Origin of the sequence: Cupriavidus sp. WS (assembly GCF_000395345.1) — a bacterium.
Taxonomy (GTDB): domain Bacteria; phylum Pseudomonadota; class Gammaproteobacteria; order Burkholderiales; family Burkholderiaceae; genus Cupriavidus; species Cupriavidus basilensis_B.
On the sequence record NZ_AQPL01000648.1, the window covers coordinates 1 to 3,191 of the forward strand.

At 63.7% G+C, this 3,191-nt stretch carries 4 protein-coding genes and 1 pseudogene; 2 read left to right on the forward strand and 3 right to left on the reverse strand.

All coding sequences use genetic code 11. From position 1 onward, the window contains the following. Both K206_RS0136120 and K206_RS0136125 read left to right on the forward strand, forming a co-directional pair. Nucleotides 1-594, forward strand: a 594-nt coding sequence (locus K206_RS0136120; RefSeq protein ID WP_020207095.1) for an RES family NAD+ phosphorylase, incomplete at its 5' end; no start/stop codon positions are given. Nucleotides 595-678: 84 nt separating this feature from the next. Then, the gene (locus tag K206_RS0136125) at nt 679-1,044 is read left to right on the forward strand and encodes a DUF3742 family protein (protein WP_029044456.1); all 366 of its coding nucleotides are present in this window, start codon (nt 679-681) and stop codon (nt 1,042-1,044) included. Between the two features lie 11 nt (nt 1,045-1,055). Here the strand turns inward: K206_RS0136125 and K206_RS0136130 are convergent, their stop codons facing one another. The 3 genes and pseudogenes from K206_RS0136130 to K206_RS0136140 all read right to left on the reverse strand — a co-directional run. Next, nucleotides 1,056-2,576, reverse strand: coding sequence for a conjugal transfer protein TraG N-terminal domain-containing protein (locus tag K206_RS0136130; protein WP_020207097.1), 1,521 nt, complete (start codon nt 2,574-2,576; stop codon nt 1,056-1,058). A gap of 15 nt (nt 2,577-2,591) precedes the next feature. Next, a complete protein-coding gene (locus tag K206_RS0136135; protein WP_029044457.1) occupies nt 2,592-2,948 on the reverse strand; it encodes a hypothetical protein in 357 nt (118 codons plus the stop codon). Continuing rightward, a pseudogene (locus K206_RS0136140) lies at nt 2,945-3,191 on the reverse strand (integrating conjugative element protein); the annotation flags it as partial. The pseudogene K206_RS0136140 and the gene K206_RS0136135, both read right to left, overlap by 4 nt.

Sequence of the window (3,191 nt, forward strand, 5' to 3'; positions counted from 1 at the left end):
GAACTGCTCCAGCATGTGAGCCGCGTCGTCTATCGGGGCAGCCCGCTGTACTATGGCCGCAGCAGCACGAATCGCTACGATGACCCGGCGCGGGCCTACGGCGTGCTCTACCTGGGGCGCGACCTGCCCACGGCGCTGATGGAGTCGGTGTTTCACAAGCACCAGTGGCTTGAGGACGCGCAACGCTCGATCGCGCTGAAAGAAGTCCAGGCCCGGATGGTGCGCGCAGTAGGCGTGATGGACGACGTGCTTCTGGCCGACCTCACGGCGCCGGGCGTCATGGCGGGCTACTTCGGCCTGAACCTGGAGCAGTTGGCCAGCCGCGACTACACGCACACGCAGCAGGTGTCCGCTCAGGTGCATGCGCTGGTCGGCGACGACGGCCAACCTCTGTTTGACGGAGTGCTCTATCCGTCGCGCAACAACTATCCCGCCAAGAGCATCGCCCTGTTCGAGCGTGCGGGAGCGAAGGTCAGCGTCATCGAGGACATCGATCTGGTTGACCATGTGGATTGGCCGCGTTTCGTTGCCACCTACCGCATCGGCGTGGAACTCGACCCGGGCCCGGTGGAACCGGATGACGAAGCGTCCTGAAGCAGCGAGAAAACACATTGAAGCCTGAAACGGAATGAAGTGGAGCACCCTGGAATAGACATCCCTCAGTAGCAGGAGACGACCATGAACACCACAACTCGCACCAGCACCGCAGAACGTATCGGCCGCGCATTTGGCCGTGGATGGCGTGCCTATGCGCGTGGCGAACGGCGGGTATCGAATTGGTTGATGGCCAAAGGGGTGCCTTTGGTTGGTGCCACAGTGCTGCTGTGGGCGGTCAAGCTGGCTGTGCTGGGCGCGCTGCTCTACGTCGCCTTCTGGTTCGCACTCGTGTTGTTGGGAGTCGTGGTGGCGGGATGGGCGGCTGCTGCCAATACCCCGGATGAAGACGAGTGGCCTTTCACCGACCTCACCGAACTGCGCAAGACGCCGGGCTACGATCCCAACCTATACAACGATACGTCGCACGAGTTGTACACCGACGACTGACCGGCGCCGCGTTACTTCAGCTTACCTCCGGTGAGGGCCCCAGCGCCCTTACCGCCTGCTTGGCCGGCACTCTTGCTGCCATCCGAAAGCCCTTGGATGACGTGTCCGGCCCGAATCCCAACCCAAGTAAGGCTCGCAAGCCAAAAACCCGGCAAGACCAAGAACATCGTGCCCATGACGAACATCAGGAGCAGGTCGCCAAAGGCATTGTTCAACCCCACCAGCGGATCGAAGTTAGTGTGCGGCCGGTTCCAGCCGAAGCCCCACCCATAGAGCGCATCGAGAATGGTGCTGTCGATCCAGCGTGCGAGTTGGAACCAGAAATCGGTGAAGAACAGCGCGAACTGCACGACGCTGACGGTGACGACCGTCTTCAGGTCATAGGTGCCGACGACCAGCACGAGCGGGATGCAGATGACCAGCGCCATCTTGAGCAAGGCAAGCACCATGGGCAGCGCCTGGCGCACCACGTCCATGGCGGGAAATGCGGCAAGTGCCCCGACCGCCATTCCTACGTCCCCCGTGGCCCGCGTCACGATGTTCGGCAGGGTCTTGTCGATCTGGCCGCCGTAGTCGGTATAGACCGAACCCTGGTTGAGCTTCTGCTGTCGCGGTGAGGCGATGGTACGGACCACCGAATCGTCCACCTCGGTACGGCTCAGGAACCCGGCCCAGCCCGCCAAGCGATTCAATAGGCTGGGGGCCACCTGGCTCAGCAGCCGTGCTCGCAGGCCGTTGCTGCCATCGGCCCACCACTGCCTGCAAGTCGGGTAGCCGCCGCCACTGGCCACCTGCGCAAGCCCTGCGTCGCGAGTGTCGTCATAGGGCCATGACTCGCGCGCCGTGCTGGAGCGGTAGCTGTCGTAGTAGCCGCTGGTGTTCGTGAAAAACCTCGAACCGATCCAGGTCACGTCGTTCATTTGAGCTTCGTCCAGCTCCGGTCGCGCCATGAACAATTTAGCGCGTGCAGGCCCGTAGCAGTCGTGTGTGAAATCGGCCACTTCCTGAGCCAGCACCGGGTCGTTGATGCGGGTAGCGTCGATCTCCATGCGCATCTGTCGCAGGTCTGTTCCGCACGGGATCGCTGCCACCGAGGCACTGGTGACGGCGCGCGAGAGCGCGTGCATGAAGGCCCACCAGACCGGCACCTTGGCACTCTGGTTGTTGATGGTGCTGAAGGACTGGGACCAGCCGGTATCCGTGGGCTGCGGCACGCTGACCTGGCATTGAGCCGAGCGCGAGCTGTCGTACTGAATGGTGTTGAGGTCCACGTCGATGAACGGGATGCCGGCGAACATCACGACCACAATGGCGACGAACACCCGGTTCTCAATGCGTGCGGCCGAGAGCACGCCCTTATTGCCTTCGTCAGCACCCTCCGCACGGGCCTTGAGCCATTCCTGCACGATGATCGCCACGAAGGGCAGTGCGAATACCCCGCTGGATACCAGTACCGCCCAGATGCCGTTGTTGACGATCCAGGACACGAGGGTGAGGTAGTACTCCAGGTAGTCGGTCGTGAAAAGCGTCATGGCTCGGATCTCCCCTCAGCCCTGCATCAACAGGCTGGCTTCAAGCGCCACGATGGCAATGACGCCGGCGATCTCGCTGCGCACCAGGCGGCGCCGCGCTTGCGCGTCGTCCTCGCGCGCCAGCAGTCGGCGACGCATCCAGACCCAGCCGTAGGCCGTCGCGCCGTACAGGCACAGCCGCCAGATCAGGAAGTAACCCGCTGTTGCCGCCAGCCAACGCCCCCAGCCTGCGACGCTTCCGACGAGGTAGATGCCAACGATGTTGGCGCCCACGGCGACGGCCGCGAGTACCACCGTCCACAGCAGCGCCTTCGCTGCGCGCCGGCTGAACAGCCAGCGCGGGCGCAGCCAAGCCGCACGCATCGGGCTCATGGCCGGCCTCCCGGATTGCCCTTCTGCAATTGATCGAGGCGGTCAGGCACCGGATCGCCTTCGTAGATCCCACGCGAGCCCGCCGCGCGCGTGCCGTGGCGCTGGATGATCGCCATGGGCGAATTGTTTGCCAGCTCCCGGCGCAGCTCCAGCTCGGTCTTGAGGTTGCGGATCTCGCGATCGAGCGTGTCGCTCTCGTGGTTCACAGCTTCCACGGCGAGCTGGTTGGCCGCCACGTTGGGC

Excerpts from the sequence above, each read along its gene's own strand:
- K206_RS0136125 (WP_029044456.1), top strand. The coding sequence starts at position 679 with ATGAACACCACAACTCGCACCAGCACCGCAGAACGTATCGGCCGCGCA.
- K206_RS0136130 (WP_020207097.1), bottom strand. The coding sequence starts at position 2,576 with ATGACGCTTTTCACGACCGACTACCTGGAGTACTACCTCACCCTCGTG.
- K206_RS0136135 (WP_029044457.1), bottom strand. The coding sequence starts at position 2,948 with ATGAGCCCGATGCGTGCGGCTTGGCTGCGCCCGCGCTGGCTGTTCAGC.